Origin of the sequence: Clostridium hydrogenum (assembly GCF_021432385.1) — a bacterium.
GTDB lineage: Bacteria > Bacillota > Clostridia > Clostridiales > Clostridiaceae > Clostridium_S > Clostridium_S hydrogenum.
Genome location: NZ_JAEACT010000002.1, coordinates 1,456,122 through 1,476,868 on the forward strand (window position 1 = coordinate 1,456,122; position 20,747 = coordinate 1,476,868).

The window sequence follows — 20,747 nt, forward strand, 5'->3', positions numbered from 1 at the left end:
GAGTACAGGGTACAGTGAAGGATGATTTTCTGTAGCAAAGCTACAGAAAATCTTAAAACTTATTTTTCATTGCTTACGCAATTGCGGCATTAATGTTGTTCAGCGAAGCTGACAACATTTAAGTTTAAGACTTACCTGACGTAAGGAAAGGTAAATCAACCTTAACTGTACTCTGTCATCTGTACTTTGTACTCTGTTTATATGAAACGGAGTGATAAAGAATGAAAAAAAACATACTTATAAATGGAGTAAAAGTTGTATATGAATATAAAATTGGAGAAATAACTTCTTTTTGTATAGCATTTAATGCAGGAGCTTCTGTTGAAAAAAATGAAAGTGAGTATGGAATTGCCCATGCTGTAGAACACTGCATTTTTAAAGGAACTAAAACTAGAAATGAAAAAGAGATAAATGAGTTATTTGATAATATTTTTGGCTTTAATAATGCAATGACGAATTTTCCATACGTAATTTATTATGGAACTACACTTTCAAAAGATTTTCATAGAGGTTTTGAACTATATAGTGATATTTTAATAAATCCTACTTTCCCAAAAGAAGGCTTTGAGGAAGAAAAAAATATAATATGTGAAGAACTTAAGGAATGGAAAGATGATAAAGAGCAATTTTGCGAGGATGAACTTTTAAAAAATGCCTTTAATAAAATAAGAATAAAAGAATGCATAATTGGAAGAGAAAAAACGATTAAAAATTTTAAAATTGATGACATTAAAGAATTTTATAATAAATATTATTTGCCAACTAATTGTGTTATAAGTGTGGTTTCTTCACTTTCAGAAAATGAAATAATGGAAGTCATTGGAAAATATATGCTTTCTTTTAAAAGAAATGAAAAAGCACATTTGGAATATGAATATGAAACAAATAATTCGGGAACTTTTTATAGTAAAAGAGAAATAGAAGGTGCTAGAATACAATATATATATCCAATTAGTAATTTAAACGAAAGAGAAATTAAAGCACTCAGAATATTTAATAGTATTTTTGGAGAAGGAACAAGTAGTTTTTTATATGATGAAATAAGAACAAAGTATGGACTCGCATATGAGGTATATAGTAAAATAAAAAATGAAGGTGGCATAAAATTATATACTATATGTATGGGTACTTCAAAACAAAATATTAATAAAAGTTTAGAATTAATTGCTAATGTAATAGCGGATGTAAAAAAACTATCTGGATATTTTAGTTTTGAAAAAATACAATTAATAGGCAAGAATTTAAAGCTTAAAAGAGCATTAGAGCTTGAAAGGTCTATTCAGTTTGCTAAAGAATTATCGACATATGAAATTATGTATGGAACTTTAGAAGATGTATCCTTTAATAATTTGTGCGATATTGATGAAGAGTTCATTATTAAAACTGTAAATAAGGTGTTAGTTAACCCTTCTATTCAAATAATTGAACCGTAAATTTTAAAAGGAGAAAAGATGGATAAAATAATTGAACTAATAGAAAAAGCAGAAAAAACACATGATTTAAAAAGAGATGAAATAATAGAATTGTTAAAAGATGAAGAACATATGAATGAACTTTTTTCTGCCGCAGATAGAGTTAGAAAAAAGTATGTTGGAGATGAAGTTGAACTTAGAGGACTTATTGAATTTTCAAATATATGTAAAAGAAATTGCATGTATTGCGGACTCAGAAGGGACAATTCAAAGCTTAAAAGATACAGGTTAACTGAAGAAGAAATAATAGATTTTGCAAGAAAAGCTAAGGGTTATGGTTATCAAACTGTAGTACTTCAATCTGGAGAAGATGATTATTACACAGTTTCTAGGATGAAACATATAGTTAGTGAAATAAAAAAGTTGGATTTAGCTATAACTTTGAGTATAGGTGAGAAAACCTTTGAAGAATATAAAGCTTACAGAGAAGTTAATTCAGACAGATACTTAATAAGAATTGAAACTACAGATAAAAAGCTTTATGAAGATTTAGATCCAGGAATGAGCCATGAAAATAGAAAGAGATGTTTAGCTGATTTAAAAAAACTAGGGTACGAAGTTGGTTCTGGATGTCTTGTTGGTTTACCAAATCAGACAATAGAATCATTAGCTGATGATATATTATTTTTTAAAGAAATAGATGCTGATATGCTTGGGGTTGGACCTTTTATACCAAATGAGGACACTCCGCTTGGAAATGAAAAAAAAGGTGACTTTTATTTAAGCGTAAAAGTAATGGCATTGATTAGATTGCTTATGCTAGATATAAATATACCAGCTACAACTGCAATGGAATCCTTAGTACCAGAGGGAAGATCAATAGCATTAAAAGCAGGAGCTAATGTTGTAATGCCTAATGTCACTGAAGGAGAGTACAGGAAGTTATATGCTCTTTATCCCGGTAAGATATGTGTCAATGATACACCAGGTCATTGCAGACAATGTATTTCTCTTAAAATAAGCAAAATAGGAAGAACTGTGTCATTAACTAAAGGATTTAGAAAGAAAACAGCAAAATTATAAATTCCAAATGTATCTTGATAAATTACAATTTAATTCAGAGTACAAAGTACAGAGTACAGAGTACAATGAAGGACGATTTTTCTCCGTTAGCACTACGAAAAATCTGAAAACTTATTTTTTTATTGCTGCGCAATGGCGCCATCGATGGCGTCCAGCGAAGCTGACACCATTTAAGTTTAAGATTTACCTGAGAGAAACGAAAGGTAAATCATCCTTCTTTGTACTCTGTACTTTGTACTCTGCTCGACAAATTGTAATTTATAAGGATAAGTTTTACATTCAAAGGCAGGGAGATTTCTCTGCCTTTCTATTTTATTGACAAGAAAACTTGACAGAAACAATTAATAGGAATAAAATATAAGTGACAATAAAACTTGTCATAATGTCGAGTAAACTTATTGAATATAGTGTAGGAAATTAAATAGTATTTACAGTATTTTATGTACTACTTTTATATAAAAATATGACTTAAATTACTATATAGATAGTTAGAATAATTAAAGTTGTTATAGTAAAAACTATGATTGAAATAAGTAAATCATAGGAGTGAATATAGAAAAATGGAAGTAGTAAGAGTAAGAACAGAAGACGATAAGGAAAGATACTTTGTAGCTGATGATGAGGGGTTACCTATTGAACCAATTTTAAAATTTATAAGGTTTAAAGATAACACTAATTATGCAAGAAATACATTAAGAATGTATTGTCAACATTTAAAATTATATTTTGAATATTTAGAACAAAGGAAATTAGATTTTCAAAATATAACCATAGATGATTTATCATTGTTTGTTAATTGGTTGCAGAATCCTTATAAGAGTTTAAAAGTAATACCTACTAACAAAATAGATTCAGCAAGAAGTCCAAGGACTATAAATATTATAATAGATACGGTTTTAATGTTCTACGACTATATTTTAAGGCATGAAGAGTATAGCAATAATATTTCAGAAAGGCTTAAAAAATTCGTTTCTACTCCAAGTAGAAACTTTAAAGGATTCTTATATGGAATAGCCTATGATAAGAAAAAAGTTACAAGTAATATATTAAAACTTAAAATACCAAAATCTAAACCTAAAACTTTAACCAAAGAAGAAATTACAATGCTCATAAATACTTGCAATAATTTTAGAGATAAATTTTTGTTATTACTCTTATATGAGACTGGATTTAGGATAGGCGAAGCCTTATCCTTATGGATTGAAGATTTTGATATAAGTGATATGATAATCGACCTTAAAGATAGAGGAGAACTTGAAAATAATGCTGAGATAAAGACGGTATCAAGTCCAAGAAGAATAGATATATCTCAAAATCTTGCTGATATGTTTATGGAATATATAGCTGAATATCATACTGAGGAAGTTGAAACTAATCATATTTTTATAAAGATAAGTGGTAATAATCAATATAAACCAATGAACTATATTGACGTTGATAATTTATTTAGAACACTTAAAAAGAAAACTGGTATATACGTTACGCCACATATGTTTAGACATAGTTCATTAACCATTCTTAGAATGGCAGGTTGGCAACCAGAGTTACTTAGAATAAGAGCTGGTCATAAAAATATTTATACTACTTTAAACACATATATTCATCCTTCAGAAAAAGAAATAACGGAAGAGTTTAATAAAACTCAACCTAATTTGGACTTAGATATTTACAACGAAGGAGATGAATAGTGTGAAGATACAAGATATTAAAAGTAATCAACAAAGTAAATATGAAGAAATCATTGAGTATCTTAGTCAAGATAATGGATATTGGTTGAAAAATGATAAATGGGATTTAACTAAGGACTTTTTCGTTGGAAAAGTTATAAGAAGTTATAAAAATATTAATTTTTCTAATATAAATAATGAAGCTCTAAAGAATGAATTGAAATTTTATATTATATATAGTTTTAAAGAAAATTTACTGAAAAATTCCTATATAGTATGTTTAGCTTCAACATTAAAACATTTTAGTGATTTTCTTAATAGTTATTATTTAAGATGTATAACTTTTAATATTATAAATGGTGATGATTTTAAGTTTAAATTTAAAAATTATCTTATGAATGTAGGATTTAAGATATCAGATAAGGGAAAAATTAATGCTACTGAGATGAATAACATATTGTATGTTATAGATTTTATTCAAAATTACTATGATGACAGAGAAGAAACTGAAAAAGATATATGGTATTCAAAAAATATTAAAGGTTTAAAGATAAGAGCTACTCAAAATAGAAAGAGTTCATCATTGAACTTTAATGAAATTCCAGAGTATTATAAAGAAACAGTAAAACGGTATTTTAGACATATAATATGGAAGAAGTCGTTTGACCATTGTTTTAATATTTTAGTTTATTTAAGATATTTTTTTAAATTTTATTATTCATTGGGATATAAAGATGGATTTATAGAAAGTCTTACAAGAACAGATATTGAAAAATATGTAAGTTTTTTATATCAAGATAAAGCAAACGCCTCAACACACGAAAAACATCGATATTTATCTCAAATAAGAATTTTTTTAGAATATATTCAACTGGCTCAATTTGAAACAGCTCCACAAAAAGAAATAAATTACCTCGTATTTAAAGATGATATGCCAAAGATAGAGAAATTTGCAGATTCTTTAAATAGAACTAAATTTATCCCAGAACCTATATTAAAGCAAATAGATAATAATATTATGCATTTAGATAGACCACAGTTTATACCTATTTATATCTTGCTTAGGGAAACAGGATGGCGTGGTACTGATATATTAAATCTAAGATTTAATAATTGTTTAGAACAGATTTGGAATAACAAAGAGCAAACTTATAACTACTACCTTTGTGGTGAAATAACTAAAACAGGCATAGCACAACTTAAAATACCTATAAGAGATAAGGTTGCTGAAATGGTTCAAAAAGCCAATGATAAAGCTAAGGAATTAAGTACAGATGAAAATAATCCTAAGAAATATTTATTCAATACTTATGAAGGAAAATTAAAAGGAATCCCATTAAGTAAGCAATCTTTACTGCTTACAATTCAAAGGTTAATTAAGCAGAAAAATATATTAGATGTCAATGGTGAGTTATATCATTTTAGACTTCATTCATTAAGGCATACAAGGGCTAAAGAATATGTAGAACAAGGTATGGGCATTAGCATTATACAACAAATATTAGGGCATCAGAGTCTTCAAATGACGGTTCATTATGCAACAGTAACAGAAAATGTTCTTTATGAAAAGTGGAAGAATACGGAGGATTTAGAACTATTTAAAGTTGATACTAAAACTAATGAGCTTGAAAAAATAGATTTAAATTCTGACGCAGGTGAAAATTTAATAAGATATGAGTATGTTAAAAAGAATTTAGATGCAGTTAGAGTACCTTTTGGAGTATGTTTTAAACCTTCTAAATTACCTTGTAAACAACAAATGAATCATTGTTTAACTTGTGCTAGTTTCTGCACTACAGTTGAAAATATTCCTGAATATGAGGAAGAAATTGAAAAAGTAAAATCTCAAATAGAAGTAAGTAATAGATGTGGTAGAGAACTATGGGCAGAAAAGAATAAGACGTATTTAAAATTATTAGAAGATACATTGATAAGAGTTAAAGAGCAGAAAATTATTCATAAAAATGGTAAGTCAAGGGAGGAAGCATAAGATGGCTGGAAATACTAAAGGATTGAAAGAATATGCTCAAAATAAAACTAAAATGACATTAGAAAAAGTAGATAAAGCCATTAGAGAACTATCTCTTGGCGAACATAAAATTAATTTTAATAGTGTATCTAATTTAAGTGGAGTATCTAAAAATTTTTTATATAAAAATGAAGAAATTAAGAAAAGAATTGAAGAACTTAGATACAAACAAACTGAAAAAGTTATAAAACAAAAACTTAAATATAATAAAACTGATAAGTCGAAAGATATTATTATACTTGCAAAAGATAAAAAGATTAAGGAAATTCAAGAAGAAAACAGAAAACTTAAAGGAGAATTAGAAGTTCTCAGAGGAAAATTATATGAAAAGATATAAACAAAATATAAACTACATTGATTATATATAATCAATGTATAAATTAAATAGAATCAATCCGTGTAGCATACGCTACACGAGATATAATAATGAGGTGATAGAAATGAATAAAGAGCAAATCCTTCGAAAAGCTCAAAGTAAAAAAACTAATACTCTTGATGAGATGCAATTGCAGGTAGTACAAAAGGGAAGTGGGATAGCAGTTTTTTCAATTTTGGTATTTTGCTTAATTTTAATGACTGTAAAAATTATTGCAAAGCAACCTTGGTATGATGCGTATAGTATATGCTTAGTAAGCATGGGAACACAACATTTCTATAAAGGTATCAAACTACATCAAAAACATGAGATTATATTTGGTATAGTTTTTAGTGTATTGGCTACAATTATAATGGTAGGATATATTTGTGAAGTTTTAGGATGAAGGGCAAGTATATGAATAATGAATTAATATTACGGAATAGGTTAAAGGTTGCAAGAGCTGAAAAATACATTTCACAAGATGATTTGGCGAAATTAGTAGGTGTATCACGTCAAACAATTAGTTCTATTGAAACAGGGCAGTTTAATCCCACAGCCAAACTTGCTTTACTGTTGTGTATTGCTTTGGATAAAAAATTTGAAGAGCTGTTTTATTTTGATTGAGAAATTAAAGCTTATGTCTTAAATAAATGTTGATTTTTATACTTATTTAAGGCATAAGCAAATTAAAAAATTATTGATTCTGCACTAAAGATAAACCACCTTGAAATTTCCGCAAGCACACTAATATTTCCATTAATTTTATTTAATATCCTTCGATGCACTTACTTCGTGTAGTAGCACGGATCACAGCAGTCTTCAAGAATTCTTTTAAATATATAAACATGAACTTCTTCATCAGAAATTATTTTCTCAATGACCTTTCTTACTTTCATATCGCCTATTTGACATAGTAAAGCCTTGTAATTTTTAATTGCGGCTTTTTCTCCAAGTATATCAGCTTTGATTTTTTGACATAGGTGATCATAGTTTTTACCGCATTCAGTATTTTTGCAGCAGTTTACATTGTCTATATATGCTAACTCGCCAGTATAAAACCAACTTTTATTACTATTAAAAAAGGCAGGCTTACATCCAAGCTTCGTTATGAGACCTGCTAAAGCGTCAAGATGTTTCATTTCTACTATAGCTATACACATGAGTGCTTGAGAAACACGCTCGTTTTCAATGGTTTCATGATGATATATATATTGTGTTATAGCTTGAAGTTCGCTGTTTCCGCTGGAAGCATAAGCATCATATAATAAATTTGCATAGGAAGTATTTGGACGTTCAACCTCAATTGGAGGAAAAGGAATGCTAGATTCACAACAAAGTGAATCAGAAGGGTGTTCGTTTACTGTTTTTTCATTTTTATTTTCATAACAGTTAATCATAATATAATCTCCTTTTAGAGATAAACCCTTTGAAATTTTACATGGTATACCTTTAGTTGTTGAAAAGGTTTATCCATAATATTTTGAAAAAAGTAATTTAGGCATCTTAAAAAAATAATAAGTCCAAATTGAGAGATAGTTTTGTGCAATACAAGGAACTATAGCTCGTTAATACTTGTTGTCTTAGCGTGTTATAGTAACGAAGTATTACGCGAAAATAGCCGAAAGTTGGACTTGTTATTTTCTTTAAGATGCCTTATAGCACACTATAGTAGTATAATATTAAATTATGGAAGAGATGTTACCTAAAAATTTAAAATGTGGTAATATAAGAACTAAAGGGTGGGAGCATATGAGAATTTTAATAGGACAACCTATTCATGAAAAAGGATTAGTTCAACTTGAGAATGATATAAAAGTTAATAAAGGAATAGACATTATACTTTACCCAGAAGGCTATATTTCAAGTGAAAAGGTATTAGAGGACGCTTGTAAGATTGCAAAGGAAAGTAAAGTCATGATAATTACATCATATCGTAAGGACAATAAAGATATGGCTGTGATAATAAGTAATACTGGAGATAAAGTTTTAGAAAGACACAAAACTCTACCAGAGGAAGATGTGGAGTTAAATACACCATTATGTATCAACTATAATGGTATAAATATTGGATATTTGCTATGTATGGAGATATTAAAAGGGATGCGAGATTTAAAAAATAAAGCAGTAGATATTAATTTTATTGCTCATCCAATTGGTGTAGGAATGTTTAGTGATGAACAGTTTGAACAGTGGGTAAATGAAGCCAAAAACATCGCTAAAACATATAATACAATTATAATGGGCACAAGTCATGCAGACGGTTCATATAGAAACTGCGGAATATCTATCCCAATCTCCTATTGTATTAATAGTGATGGAGAACCAATATACATATCAAAGTCTGATATTAGAACACGAATTGTAAATTTGGATACAAAGGAATTTGAGGTAAAAAAAGAAAATTGTTAAGCCACAATTTTCTTTGCCCCTGATGATGCGGATATTGCTATTACCCCAAATTCCGTAGGCACGGAGGAATTTTTTCCTTAATGTTAATTGTAAGATTAAAGTGATAGTGTCCTTAGACGATTTAAATAAATTACTATAAATCTTATGGTGGAATCCTTAAAATTCTTAGAAATTTCAATTTGTTTGAGCGACCAGCGAGTTATTGAAATTTCTTAGAATTTTAAGGATTTTGCCATTAGATTTATTAATTTATTTAATGTCTAAGGACACTATTGCTTTAATCTAGTTCCTGTTTCATCTTGAATAATTAAGCCTTTTTTCATTAATCCACCAAGTGCATTTTTAAAATAATTTTTACTTTCATGAAAAACTCTTTTTATATCTTCTGGTGAACTTTTATCATTAAACTCCATAAAACCGTTGTGAGACTTTAAATATTCATAAATTGTATCTTCTAGAGCAAGTCTTTCATTTTTAGGAGACTTTCTTGGAGTTAAAGAAAGTTTGCCATCTTCAAATACTTTTTTTACTCTAAGATCATTAAGTTCTTCACCTGGAGAGATTCTATTAAAATATTCATTTTTTAAGATTACACCAATATACTTGTTATTCACTGCAACCTTTACACTGCCATTAGTTTGAAAACCATATGCAGTTCCACTTACCTCCATGTTTATGAAACTTTCATCTGCAGGTTCAAGATATTCTTCAATATCAGTAGTTGCTGCAAGTCTACCAGTTTTATCGACATAAACATAAAATAAATAAGATTTGCCAGGTTCAAGAAGATATTGCTGTTCTTTCATAGGCACAAAAAGATCTCTTTCCAAACCAAAATCTACAAAAGCACCTATTTTTGTATTTGAAATAACTTTTAAATATGCAAGATCAGAAACTTTTGCATAAGGTTTTCTTAAAGTGGCAATAGGTCTATCTTTTGAATCTCTGTAAACAAATACATTTAAAACATCACCTATAGATACTTCTTTTTCATCAAATTCCTTTAGCGGTATAAGAACATCATCACTAGTCTTGCCAGTTTCAGCATCTAAATAAAAGCCAAAATCACATTTCCTTACGATTTTTAGCTCGTTATATTCTCCGATTTTTATCAATTTTTTATCCTCCTTGAGTAAGTGAAAAATTTTGTTTCACTTAAAGTTACACGAATATTATACCACATTTGAGATAATCAACAATAAATAAAAAATACGAACCTTTTTTCAGAGTACAGATGACAGAGTACAGAGTACAGTTAATGATGATTTTCTTCCGCTTTGCTACAGAAAATCTAAAACCTATTTTTTGATTGCTTACGCAATCGTGGCATTAATGGTGCTCAGCGAAGCTGACAACATTTAAGTTTAAGATTTACCTGACGTAAGGAGAGGTAAATCAACCTTCACTGTACTCTGTACTCTGATTTAATGCTTCGCGGTATTAAATATACGGTTTGCCATAGGAAACGGCTTTAGTGCTCTTGGTAAAATTCCTTGAACGTAAGCAATTAGAACACCATAATTAACTATTGGTACATTTTGTTTAACTGCCTCATCAATTCTGTAAAGCATAGCTTTTCTATTTAGCATACATCCTGCGCAGTGGACTATAAGTGCATAATCAGTTATATTGTCAGGAAATGAAAAGCCGCTTGCAAAGTCAAATTCAAGCTGTTTTCCTGTTTTTTGCCTGAGCCATCTTGGAATTTTTACTTTTCCAATATCATCAGACTGACGATGATGGGTGCAAGCCTCTGCAATAAGAATTTTGTCGCCATCCTTTAGGTTTTCAATTGCTTTTGCACCTCGCACAAGCTCTGTTAAATTGCCTTTATACCTTGCCATTAAAATTGAAAAGGAAGTCATCAAAATATCCTTTGGAGTATCTGCTGCAACCTTTAAAAAAACTTGAGAATCTGTTATAACAAGTTTTGGTTTTTTGCCAAGATCATTTAAAGTTTCTCTAAGTTCAAATTCCTTTGTTACAACTGCCATGGCATCACTTTCAAGTACATCTCTTATGGTTTGCTGTTGTGGAAGTATTAATCTACCCTTAGGGGCCGCCTTGTCTATAGGTGTTACAAGGACTACAAAATCTCCTGGAGAAATTAAATCTCCAACAATTTTAAATTTATCTTCATTTTCTGGAACTGAATTTATTATTTCAGCCTTTAGCTCTGATATTCCAGTATTGGTAGCTGCGGAAACAGGTATAAATGAAATTCCAAGTTCCTTTTTATATTTTTCAATGTTTAATTTTTGAACATCGATTTTATCTATCTTGTTGATGATGCCTATTATTGGTATGTTTTTTCCCTTTATTTCAGAGCAAATTTCTTTATCATAAGGAGTTAAACCTGTTTCTGCGTTAACTACAAGTAAAGCTATATTGGTTTTATTTAAAACTTCAATTGTTTTCTTTTTTCTAAGTTCACCTAAAGTAGTTTCGTCATCAAGTCCAGCGGTATCTATTATCATGACTGGGCCTAAAGGCAAAAGTTCCATAGCTTTGTAAACTGGATCTGTTGTAGTTCCCTTAATTTCAGATACAAGTGCTATGTTTTGACCTGTTAAAGCATTTATAATACTTGATTTACCAACATTTGTTTTTCCAAACAAGGCAATGTGTATTCTTTCACCCTGTGGAGTAGAATTAAGTGTGCTCATAAAATCACCTCATAAGTTATTTTCCAGGCATGCCTGGCTTTGTTATTTCATAGGGATTAAGTATTTTTTCAATTTCAATTTCATTTAAAATATTTTCTTTAAGTAAAATTTCTTTTATCGTCTTATTTTCTAAAATAGCTTTTTTAGCAATCTTTGAAGCTGCATCATAGCCAATATGGTGAATTAAAGCTGTAACTACAGCAGTAGAGTTATATAAGTTTTCCTTGCATTTAGCTTCGTTAATTTTAAGTAATTTAATGCACTTATCATTAAAAATATTAACTGAATTTGTTAAAAGCTCTAGTGATTCAAGAATTCCTTCAGCTATAAGTGGGGAAAATGCATTTAGTTGAAGCTGTCCATAGGAAGCAGCAAGCGTAATTGCAGTATCATTTGCTATAACCTTCATTGAAACCTGAGCCATCATTTCACAGATTACAGGGTTGACTTTACCAGGCATAATTGAAGAACCAGCTTGAACCTCAGGAATTATATATTCTGAAAAGCCTCCTTTAGGTCCACTTCCAAGAAGCCTAATATCATTAGATATTTTAATTAAGTTTACTGCGGCAGCCTTTAAAAGACCAGAAACCTCAACAAAAACATCCATATTTTGAGTAACATCTATTAAATAATCACTTCTTGCAATTCCAAGCCCTGTTAAATCTTGAAGTATGTCTGTTACTTCAAATATGTAAGCTTCAGATGCATTTAAGCCAGTTCCAATTGCCGTGCCGCCTATATTTATTTCTCGAAGTCTTTCATGGGCTTTATAAATTCGCCAGCGGTCTCTTGCAATTGCCTTGGCATAAGCACCAAACTGCTGACCTGCCATAATTGGAAGAGCATCCATAAGTTCGGTTCTTCCAAGCATAATTTTATCTGCAAATTCACTTTCCTTTATTTGCAAAGCTTCTTGCAGGGAAGAAAGGGCATCAGTTAGTGGGCTTAAAAGCTTTATAGCTGCAATTCTAAGACCAGTTGGGTAAACATCATTAGTTGATTGAGACATATTAACATCATCAATAGGATGCACAATTGAATAATCTCCTTTTGTACCACCTAAAAGCTCAATAGCTCTATTTGCAATCACTTCATTTATATTCATGTTTGTTGATGTACCAGCACCGCCTTGAAGAAAATTTGTTATAAATTGATTATCAAATTTGTGATCTAGTATTTCATCACAAGCTTTAATTATAGCGTCTGCTTTTTCTGGTTTCATTTCTTTAATATTTTTGTGTGCTAGAGCGGCAGCTTTTTTTATTGTAACAATAGCATAAATTAAATTTAAATTTACCGTAGTACTGTTTATGTTAAAATTTAAGGCTGCACGTTTAGCATTTATACCAAAGTACGCAGCTTTAGGAATTTCAATTTCACCAAGTAAATCTTTTTCTGATCTAAAATCAAAAGCCAAAATAAAACTTCCTCTCATAATTATGTATACAGTGATATTGTAACAAAATTAGAGAAAGGGAACAACTAGATATAAAATTTTAAATGATACTTCAATTAATTATAGTGAAATATCTCATGTTTTTATTATCCATGTAAAACAATATTGAAAAAAAACTAAGGTGAGGTATAATTTAAGTAATAATATAAAAAGTGGAAAAAATACAAAAGGGGGGCATGGGGGATGCTATCTGTTGTTATTCCTATATATAATGAAAAAAACAATATTATTGAACTTGTAAAAAGGATAGAAAGAAACTTAAATGATGTTGAATATGAAATAATATTTGTAGACGATAGTATAGATGAAACAACTAATATTATTTTGGAACTTGCAAATAAAGATAGGAGAGTTAAGTTAAAGCATAGAGAAAATAAAAGAGGATTATCCTCAGCTGTAATTGATGGATTTTATATTGCGTCTGGAGACATAATAGCTGTTATGGATGGGGATTTGCAGCATCCACCTGAAATACTTAAACAAATGTTAGAGGAAATTTATAGGGGAGCTGACATTGTCATCCCAAGTAGATTTGTTAATGGTGGTAGTGATGGTGGACTTAATTTATTTAGGAAATTTGTATCAGCTTCAGCTAGATATATGGGTAAAATTTTATTTAAGAAGCTAAGAAGAGTTTCAGATCCAACTAGTGGTATATTTATGATAAAAAAGTCTATACTAAGTGGGGCTAAATTAAAACCTATAGGTTGGAAAATACTTATGGAAATACTGGTTTTGTGTAACTATAATAAATTAATAGAGGTTCCGTATACATTCGATACTAGAAATTCGGGAAAGTCAAAAATGTCTGCTACTGTTCAAATTCAGTATATTGGGCAATTAATGAGTTTGTTTGTTAGAAGTAAAATTAAAGCATAAATATTCATTATGTTGCATTTTTAAACATTCTGTGGTAATATAAATAATCATTAAGAATTATTTAAGTAGAGGGTGGCAAAATGTTTAAGAAAATTTTTAGTTTAGTTTTAGTTTTATGTATATCAGTGCTTATTTTTTCAGGTTGCACGCAAAATAATTCCAGTAGTTCAGAGGATTCATTAGATAAAGTAAAAAAGTCAGGTACTCTTCTTGTTGGAATGCATGATGATTATCCGCCAATGGAATTTAGAGATGAAAAAGATAATACAGTTGGATTTGAAGTTGATCTTGCAAATGAAATAGGTAAAAAACTTGGAGTTAAGGTTAAGCTTGTTTCAAATGCATGGGATGGAATTTTTTTAGCACTTAATGCGAAAAAATTTGATGTTATAATGTCAACAGTTAGTATTACAGATGAAAGAAAGAATACAATGCTATTTTCAGATCCAATAGTATATGGTGGAAATGCGGTTTATGTAAAAGAAGGCAATAATGAACTTAAAAGTGAAAAAGATTTTCCAGGAAAAATTATTGGTTGTGAAGCTGGAAGTACTGGACAGAATGTTTTAAGTAAGATTTCTGGAATTAAGGATATAAAAAAATACAATTCTACACCAGATGCTTTTTTAGATCTTAAAAGTGGTAGAATATCAGCAGTTGTTACAGATCCAATGGTAGGAGATTATTATAGTCAAAAAGAAAAAGGTGTGTATAAAAAATTAAAAACAACTTTAACCAAGGAGCCAATTGGAGCTGCCTTTAGGAAAAAAGATAAATCACTTAGAGATGGATTTCAAAAAGCATTTAATGAGTTAAAAAAGGATGGCACATTAGCTAAACTATCAAAGAAATGGTTTGGCTACGACATATACAGCAGTTAAATATTGTGAAGCAAAGTGTAGTGCAAAATCAAATAACCTTTGACAGGTATAGAAAAATGATGTTAGTGAATGGCATTTCAAAATCTTAAATAAAATTAATAAAACTAAGCGGCAAATTTTTTTAAGCTTAAGAGCTTTCGATAACTCGCAAAGATTAGCTCAAACAATCTAAAGTTCTAAAGCTTCAAAAAATTTTCCCCTAAGTTTTATACAATTTTATTTAAAAATTTTTTCAACGCTATTCCCTAACATCATTTTTTTTCTACACCTGTCAAAGGTTATTTGATTAATCCAACTACATCTTTGTTTCACAATATATAATTGTTTTCTAACCCAAAACAGTAATTATAACAATTTAAAAACTACTTTCTTGCACTACACCAAAATTCCGTAGGCACACTAATACTTTTGATTAATTTATGTCTTTGAAATGGAGCACTATAAATTAATAATATAGGTTCAAGAATCTTAATGGGCTTAAGCCCAAGCCTCTGGTATGTGTTCTTACCTTAAACCACTGTAAATGCGAAGTAAGTGTAGTTCAGGGTAGTTTAAATAAAATTTTAATAAAAATTAGAGGGAAATATTTAAAAGACTTAGATGTTCCAATTGTTTGAGCGCTTTTTGCGAGTTATTGGAACATGTTAGGCTTTTAAATATTTCCCTCTTAGTTTTATTAATTTTATTTAATATCATGGACTACACTTACTTCGCAATAATTTTAAAGTATGATACAATTAGTTTTAGGCACAATATATTATATATAGATATACCAGTTCAACTATTAAAATTCATGTGCACCATAATGCCCAGAAGACGGCATTTGGGTACAAATAAATTTTAAGCTTTACAGTGGTATATCTTTAATAAGAAAAGTTGGAGGAGACTTAATGGAATTTAAAATTGGAGAAAGTTATAGTGGCTTTAAATTAGGAAAAGAAATGCAAATAGATGAAATTAAATCAAAAGGTAGAGTTTTTTACCATGAAAAAAGTGGTGCAAGGCTTGTAAGTATTGAAAATGAAGATGACAATAAAACTTTTTCTATAACTTTTAAAACGTTACCTGAGAACAGTAAGGGCATACCACATATTCTTGAACACTCAGTTTTGTGTGGGTCTAGAAAATTCCCAGTAAAAGAGCCATTTGTAGAGATATTAAAAGGGTCATTAAACACATATTTAAATGCAGCAACTTATCCAGATAAAACAATGTATCCAGTTGCAAGTAGAAATCATAAGGATTTTAGAAATTTAATGGATGTCTATCTTGATGCAGTTTTTTATCCTAATATATATAAATATCCTGAAATTTTAATGCAGGAAGGTTGGCATTATGATATAGAAGGTGAAGATGAAAAACTTCATTATAAGGGTGTTGTCTATAATGAAATGAAGGGAGTGTATTCTTCACCCATATCTGTTCTTTTGAGAAAAGTTGATGAAGTATTATTTAAGGATAATACTTATGGCTTTGATTCTGGCGGTAATCCCGATGAAATAACTAAACTTACTTATGAGGAATTTATTGATTTTCACAAAAAGTTCTATCATCCATCCAATAGCATAATATATCTTTATGGCGATGTTGACTTAGAAAAGGAATTAAAGTTTATCAATGATGAGTACTTATCTTATTTCAATAAAATGGATATAAAAAATGATATTGAAATGCAGAAAGCTTTTGATAAGATGGAAGAAAGAGAAATTGAATACTCTATTTCAAATAATGAAGACGAAATTGATAAAACTTTTTTCAGCTTGAGTTTTTGTACAGGTAACATATTAGATAACGAAACTAATTTTGGCTTGGAGATTTTAGAAAGTATCCTTTTAGAAACAGCATCTTCACCACTTAAAAGAGCCATAATTGAAGCTAATATAGGGAAGGACGTATTTGGAGCAATTGATAACTCCATATTGCAGCCAACCTTTAGTATAATATTAAAAGATTCTAATTTACCTGAAAAGGATAAGTTTAAAAATTTAGTATTTGATGTATTAAAAGAATTATCTACTAAAGGTATAGATAGAAAGCTAATTGAGGCGGTTATAAATGCAAGAGAATTTGAAATGCGTGAAGCTGATTATGACGGTTTCCCAAAGGGACTTGAATACAATGAAAAAATATTAGATAGAATGCTTCATGGTGGTGAACCCTTTGAAAATTTAAAATTTGAGCAAATGCTTGCAAAGATTAAAGCTGGAATAAAAGATAACTATTTTGAAAAGCTTATAGAAAAATATTTATTAAATAATAATCATAGTGTATTTATTACAGTAAAACCTAAAAGGGGACTTGAAGAAGAAAATATTCAAAACTTAGAAAATGAATTGTTAAAATTTAAGAATGAACTTTCAAAAGATGAATTAAAAGAAATTATAGAAAAAAATGATAGTTTAATAACAAGGCAGGAAACTCTTGATGAAAAGGAAGATTTAGATAAAATACCTATGCTTTCCATTGAAGATATTAATCCTAAAGCAGATTATAGTGAATGGGAAAAATATGATGAAAAAGGAACAACTATTTTATATACTCCATTAAACACTAAAGGTATAAGTTATATAAATTTTTATTTTGATACCACTGTAGTTCCAGACAACATGATTGGTTATGTCTCACTTTTATCAATTTTAATAGGTAGAATGAGTACAAGTAAATATGACTTTAAGGATTTATCAAATGAAGTTAATACTCATATAGGTGGAGTAGATTTTAGCGTTGAACCATATGGCAGCGTTAATGAAATAGATAAGTATATTCCAGAGTTTACAGTACGAACTAAGGTTTTAGATAACAAGGTTCCAAAACTTATTGAACTTTTACTGGAAATTATAAATAATAGTATATACGATGATTTTAGTAGGCTTAGAGAATTAATTAGTGAACTAAAATCAAGACTTGATATGTCTATGCAAGCTAGAGCTCATAGAATAGCTTCAGTTAGAGTGGCCTCATATTATTCACAGGCTTTTAAATACGTTGAATTATCATCTGGAATAGATTTTTATAATTTTATCCATGATTTAGATAAAAATTTTGAAGATAAGAAAGCCAATATATATAAAAATTTAAAAGAAACTTCAGAGTTGATATTTGACAAAAATAATTTGTTAGTTGGTTATGCTGGAGATAAGGATTCTTTTGCTAATGTCCAAGAACAAATAAGAAATTTTCTGGGAAATATTAGAAACAATGCTCCTAAAAAAAATAAATATGAATTTAAATTAGAAAAGCTTAATGAAGGTTTTACTATGGCTTCTAAGGTTCAATATGTTGCAAAGGGCTATAACTTTAAAAAACTTAAGTTTAAAAATAGTGGAGTTTTATCGGTTATAAAAACAATTGCCAATTACAACTACCTTTGGAACAAGGTAAGAGTTCAAGGTGGGGCATACGGCGTGTTTTCATCATTTTCGGCAACTGGAAACATGAGTTTTTGCTCATATAGGGATCCAAACTTGACTCAAACTATAGAAGCTTTTGATAGCTTTTATGAGTATATAGATAGTTTTAATGAAGACGACAGAGAAATTACAAAATATATACTTGGAACTATAAGTGGGCTTGATATGCCTTTAAGTAATGCATCAAAATGTGAGAGAACAGTTGTACATTATTTATCGGGAGCTGATATAAAATATGTTCAAAATATAAGAGATGAAATATTAAGAACTGATGCTTCTGATATTAGAAAGTATTCCGATTTAATTCACAAATGCATGGAGGAAAATTGTATTTGTGCAGTTGGCAGTGAACAGAAAATACTTGAAAATAAAGCTGTGTTTAAAAATGTAATAAGCTTGTTTGGAAACAATTAGCAGGCTAAAACTATTTTTTCAAAGTACAAAGTATAAAGTACAAAGAAGGATGATTTTCTTCCGCTTTACTACAGAAAATCTTAAAACTTATTTTTGATTGCTTACGCAATCACTGCATTGCTGTTGTCAGCAAAGCTGATAACAGTTAAGTTAAAGATTTGCCTAACGTAAGGAAAGGCAAATCATCCTTCATTGTACTATGTACTCTGTACTTTGTACTTTGGTTTATAAGAGTTTTCCTTAATTAAAAAAGTCTTTCCCATCTATAGCTTTTTTAAGCTGTCCCTTATTTATTTCTACAATAACATAATAATCATCTTGATATACTGTAGTTGGTATAGATGTTCTTTTTAGTATTCTTGTATTAATTTGATTGTTTTCAAGAATAGCATAATCTATATTATATTTTTTCAATACAAGCAGCATCTGTTCATAATTTATCGAAGCATTGTGCTGATCCATAAAGGAATTTGTTTTATTAAAGCCATTTATAAATATATCTGTTCTTGTATCTACAAAAGTAGGAATCCCTCTGAAAATTAAATAAGGGCTTGTATTATAGTCGTTAAATAATCTAGAATTTTTAATTTCTGGATGATTATTTATATAATTGCAGGCTTCTATAGGATAATCAATACTAGAAAGTTTAATGGAAAAATCTTGGTGAAGTACAAAAAGTTTAGTTGTATAGTCATCTAAAAATGCTAAGGAACTAAAAAAACATAAGGTTAATATTACAAAATAACAAATATTCCTAATTACCTTTTCTTTAGAAGCATTGAGCTTGTTAATTTTATTTTTTAAGAAAATTATAATACGCTGAAAATGTTTTGTGCTTTTTTTAGCTGGTATTTTAAATTTTTTGATTGATATATAATTTCTACAAAAAACGTATATGCTGTCTTCAAAATATGGTGAAATAATGGCAGGTAGCAGCAAAAAAAGAAATAGTATTTGTCTTACTGCGGTCACGGATAGAAATATTAGTCCTCCAGAAAATATTACGTTCCTAATAGACACTTTTGAAAGCCAGTATATTAATACACTTACAATGATTATAAATAATAAAGTTTTATAATTATAAATTTGAGTGTATGTCCATTCTGATATCACAGGATTATTTTTGAAGGATGAAAATAAATTAAGATCATATAAATATATATTATATGTATATGGATTTAACATTACGCATATAAATGAAACAAGGAAGTATTTATAATGCTTAAAAAGTGAATAGCATCCAAAAATAAATAAATATAATGGATATAATCCACCTTGTATGTTTACTCCTAATATTAATACTATAATTGCTGGAATGAATTTCTTATCCTCTAAAAAAATGCATAAAAGAAGAATAATTATTCTAGATACCATCATAGGTCTAAATGACATTGTGTAAAAACTAAACAGAGTGTATAGAAACATACATATTAAGGCTATAAATGGTTTTTTGCATCTTTTGTAAGCATAGATATAAACTAAAATTGAAACAATAAAATTAAACAGCCCCATAAATATAGTTACTGATTTAAAGCCATCAATGGAATATATTAGATAAGCAAATATTCCAAAAAGCCATTCATGATTTATCCATTTTAAATTATTTGAGATACCGTACCAAGAAAAAACAGCCGTCTTTGGTATAAAGCCATTTTTTAAGATATATTCTCCAGATTTTATGTGCCAAAAGCCATCATTTATTACACTAAAATTTGCGCCAATGCAAAAGGCTGTTATGCAAGCTATTAAAAAAAGTAAGCTTAATATTAATTTGCCATCAGAGTTTTTTTCTTTCATAAAGTTAAAAGTCAAAAATTACACCTCTTTCAAAAAACATATTTTACATTTTGTGTATAAGGTTACTATATTTATTTATAGATTATAGCATTGGCATAAAAAACGCAATATATTATTATTTAAAAATGGAAAATTAAACTAAATTAAAAATAAAATTAAACTTTATAACCAAAAGTATAAATTATTGTAAAAATGTTTAATTTAAAGTAAAAAAATAATTACATATATTGTAATTGTATAAAAAAGATATATAATGAATATATGCAATAAAATAAGTGCATAT

Annotated in this window: 16 protein-coding genes; 11 read left to right on the forward strand and 5 right to left on the reverse strand. The window is 28.9% G+C overall.

Going from position 1 to position 20,747, the window contains the following annotated elements:
• Positions 1-221: 221 nt before the first annotated feature.
• From CUEA01_RS06500 to CUEA01_RS06530, 7 genes are all read left to right on the forward strand, one after another.
• Positions 222-1,433: a M16 family metallopeptidase gene (locus tag CUEA01_RS06500; RefSeq protein WP_234120267.1), complete on the forward strand. Its 1,212-nt coding sequence runs from the start codon at positions 222-224 to the stop codon at positions 1,431-1,433.
• 18 nt (positions 1,434-1,451) lie between these two features.
• Positions 1,452-2,495, forward strand: a complete 1,044-nt coding sequence (gene hydE, locus CUEA01_RS06505; RefSeq protein WP_234120268.1) for a [FeFe] hydrogenase H-cluster radical SAM maturase HydE — start codon at positions 1,452-1,454, stop codon at positions 2,493-2,495.
• Positions 2,496-3,055: 560 nt separating this feature from the next.
• Complete coding sequence (locus CUEA01_RS06510; RefSeq protein WP_234120269.1) at positions 3,056-4,183, forward strand: tyrosine-type recombinase/integrase; 1,128 nt, start codon at positions 3,056-3,058, stop codon at positions 4,181-4,183.
• Positions 4,176-6,152 (forward strand): tyrosine-type recombinase/integrase, encoded by a 1,977-nt coding sequence (locus CUEA01_RS06515; protein ID WP_234120274.1) that lies wholly within the window; start codon positions 4,176-4,178, stop codon positions 6,150-6,152. The genes CUEA01_RS06510 and CUEA01_RS06515 overlap by 8 nt, the downstream gene beginning before the upstream one ends.
• 1 nt (position 6,153) lies before the next feature.
• Positions 6,154-6,528, forward strand: coding sequence for a DUF6262 family protein (locus tag CUEA01_RS06520; protein WP_234120276.1), 375 nt, complete (start codon positions 6,154-6,156; stop codon positions 6,526-6,528).
• A gap of 103 nt (positions 6,529-6,631) precedes the next feature.
• Positions 6,632-6,952 (forward strand): DUF6442 family protein, encoded by a 321-nt coding sequence (locus CUEA01_RS06525; protein ID WP_234120278.1) that lies wholly within the window; start codon positions 6,632-6,634, stop codon positions 6,950-6,952.
• Positions 6,953-6,963: 11 nt separating this feature from the next.
• On the forward strand, positions 6,964-7,173 hold the full coding sequence (locus tag CUEA01_RS06530) for a helix-turn-helix transcriptional regulator (protein ID WP_234120280.1): 210 nt from the start codon (positions 6,964-6,966) through the stop codon (positions 7,171-7,173).
• A gap of 161 nt (positions 7,174-7,334) precedes the next feature.
• Here CUEA01_RS06530 and CUEA01_RS06535 read toward each other — a convergent pair whose 3' ends face one another.
• Positions 7,335-7,946, reverse strand: a complete 612-nt coding sequence (locus CUEA01_RS06535) for a ferritin-like domain-containing protein (protein ID WP_234120282.1) — start codon at positions 7,944-7,946, stop codon at positions 7,335-7,337.
• Between the two features lie 352 nt (positions 7,947-8,298).
• Here CUEA01_RS06535 and CUEA01_RS06540 point away from each other — a divergent pair, with 352 nt between their 5' ends.
• On the forward strand, positions 8,299-8,958 hold the full coding sequence (locus CUEA01_RS06540) for a hypothetical protein (protein ID WP_234120284.1): 660 nt from the start codon (positions 8,299-8,301) through the stop codon (positions 8,956-8,958).
• 269 nt (positions 8,959-9,227) lie between these two features.
• On the opposite strand, the gene CUEA01_RS06545 is transcribed toward CUEA01_RS06540, so the two are convergent.
• The 3 genes from CUEA01_RS06545 to CUEA01_RS06555 form a co-directional block, all read right to left on the reverse strand.
• Positions 9,228-10,073, reverse strand: coding sequence for a CvfB family protein (locus CUEA01_RS06545; RefSeq protein ID WP_234120286.1), 846 nt, complete (start codon positions 10,071-10,073; stop codon positions 9,228-9,230).
• Between the two features lie 309 nt (positions 10,074-10,382).
• A complete protein-coding gene (gene hydF / locus CUEA01_RS06550; protein WP_234120295.1) occupies positions 10,383-11,624 on the reverse strand; it encodes a [FeFe] hydrogenase H-cluster maturation GTPase HydF in 1,242 nt (413 codons plus the stop codon).
• Positions 11,625-11,640: 16 nt separating this feature from the next.
• A complete protein-coding gene (locus CUEA01_RS06555; RefSeq protein WP_407929233.1) occupies positions 11,641-13,062 on the reverse strand; it encodes an aspartate ammonia-lyase in 1,422 nt (473 codons plus the stop codon).
• Positions 13,063-13,266: 204 nt separating this feature from the next.
• Here CUEA01_RS06555 and CUEA01_RS06560 point away from each other — a divergent pair, with 204 nt between their 5' ends.
• From CUEA01_RS06560 to CUEA01_RS06570, 3 genes are all read left to right on the forward strand, one after another.
• Complete coding sequence (locus tag CUEA01_RS06560) at positions 13,267-13,962, forward strand: polyprenol monophosphomannose synthase (RefSeq protein WP_234120299.1); 696 nt, start codon at positions 13,267-13,269, stop codon at positions 13,960-13,962.
• Positions 13,963-14,042: 80 nt separating this feature from the next.
• Complete coding sequence (locus tag CUEA01_RS06565; protein ID WP_234120301.1) at positions 14,043-14,843, forward strand: ABC transporter substrate-binding protein; 801 nt, start codon at positions 14,043-14,045, stop codon at positions 14,841-14,843.
• Between the two features lie 890 nt (positions 14,844-15,733).
• A complete protein-coding gene (locus CUEA01_RS06570; RefSeq protein WP_234120303.1) occupies positions 15,734-18,667 on the forward strand; it encodes an insulinase family protein in 2,934 nt (977 codons plus the stop codon).
• A gap of 240 nt (positions 18,668-18,907) precedes the next feature.
• Here CUEA01_RS06570 and CUEA01_RS06575 read toward each other — a convergent pair whose 3' ends face one another.
• A complete protein-coding gene (locus CUEA01_RS06575) occupies positions 18,908-20,464 on the reverse strand; it encodes a hypothetical protein (RefSeq protein ID WP_234120305.1) in 1,557 nt (518 codons plus the stop codon).
• Positions 20,465-20,747 lie beyond the last annotated feature (283 nt).

What these genes read in the sequence shown, in the direction of transcription:
- CUEA01_RS06500 (WP_234120267.1), top strand. Translation starts at nt 222, where the DNA reads ATGAAAAAAAACATACTTATAAATGGAGTAAAAGTTGTATATGAATAT.
- hydE (WP_234120268.1), top strand. Translation starts at nt 1,452, where the DNA reads ATGGATAAAATAATTGAACTAATAGAAAAAGCAGAAAAAACACATGAT.
- CUEA01_RS06510 (WP_234120269.1), top strand. Translation starts at nt 3,056, where the DNA reads ATGGAAGTAGTAAGAGTAAGAACAGAAGACGATAAGGAAAGATACTTT.
- CUEA01_RS06515 (WP_234120274.1), top strand. Translation starts at nt 4,176, where the DNA reads ATGAATAGTGTGAAGATACAAGATATTAAAAGTAATCAACAAAGTAAA.
- CUEA01_RS06520 (WP_234120276.1), top strand. Translation starts at nt 6,154, where the DNA reads ATGGCTGGAAATACTAAAGGATTGAAAGAATATGCTCAAAATAAAACT.
- CUEA01_RS06525 (WP_234120278.1), top strand. Translation starts at nt 6,632, where the DNA reads ATGAATAAAGAGCAAATCCTTCGAAAAGCTCAAAGTAAAAAAACTAAT.
- CUEA01_RS06530 (WP_234120280.1), top strand. Translation starts at nt 6,964, where the DNA reads ATGAATAATGAATTAATATTACGGAATAGGTTAAAGGTTGCAAGAGCT.
- CUEA01_RS06535 (WP_234120282.1), bottom strand. Translation starts at nt 7,946, where the DNA reads ATGATTAACTGTTATGAAAATAAAAATGAAAAAACAGTAAACGAACAC.
- CUEA01_RS06540 (WP_234120284.1), top strand. Translation starts at nt 8,299, where the DNA reads ATGAGAATTTTAATAGGACAACCTATTCATGAAAAAGGATTAGTTCAA.
- hydF (WP_234120295.1), bottom strand. Translation starts at nt 11,624, where the DNA reads ATGAGCACACTTAATTCTACTCCACAGGGTGAAAGAATACACATTGCC.
- CUEA01_RS06555 (WP_407929233.1), bottom strand. Translation starts at nt 13,062, where the DNA reads ATGAGAGGAAGTTTTATTTTGGCTTTTGATTTTAGATCAGAAAAAGAT.
- CUEA01_RS06560 (WP_234120299.1), top strand. Translation starts at nt 13,267, where the DNA reads ATGCTATCTGTTGTTATTCCTATATATAATGAAAAAAACAATATTATT.
- CUEA01_RS06565 (WP_234120301.1), top strand. Translation starts at nt 14,043, where the DNA reads ATGTTTAAGAAAATTTTTAGTTTAGTTTTAGTTTTATGTATATCAGTG.
- CUEA01_RS06570 (WP_234120303.1), top strand. Translation starts at nt 15,734, where the DNA reads ATGGAATTTAAAATTGGAGAAAGTTATAGTGGCTTTAAATTAGGAAAA.
- CUEA01_RS06575 (WP_234120305.1), bottom strand. Translation starts at nt 20,464, where the DNA reads ATGAAAGAAAAAAACTCTGATGGCAAATTAATATTAAGCTTACTTTTT.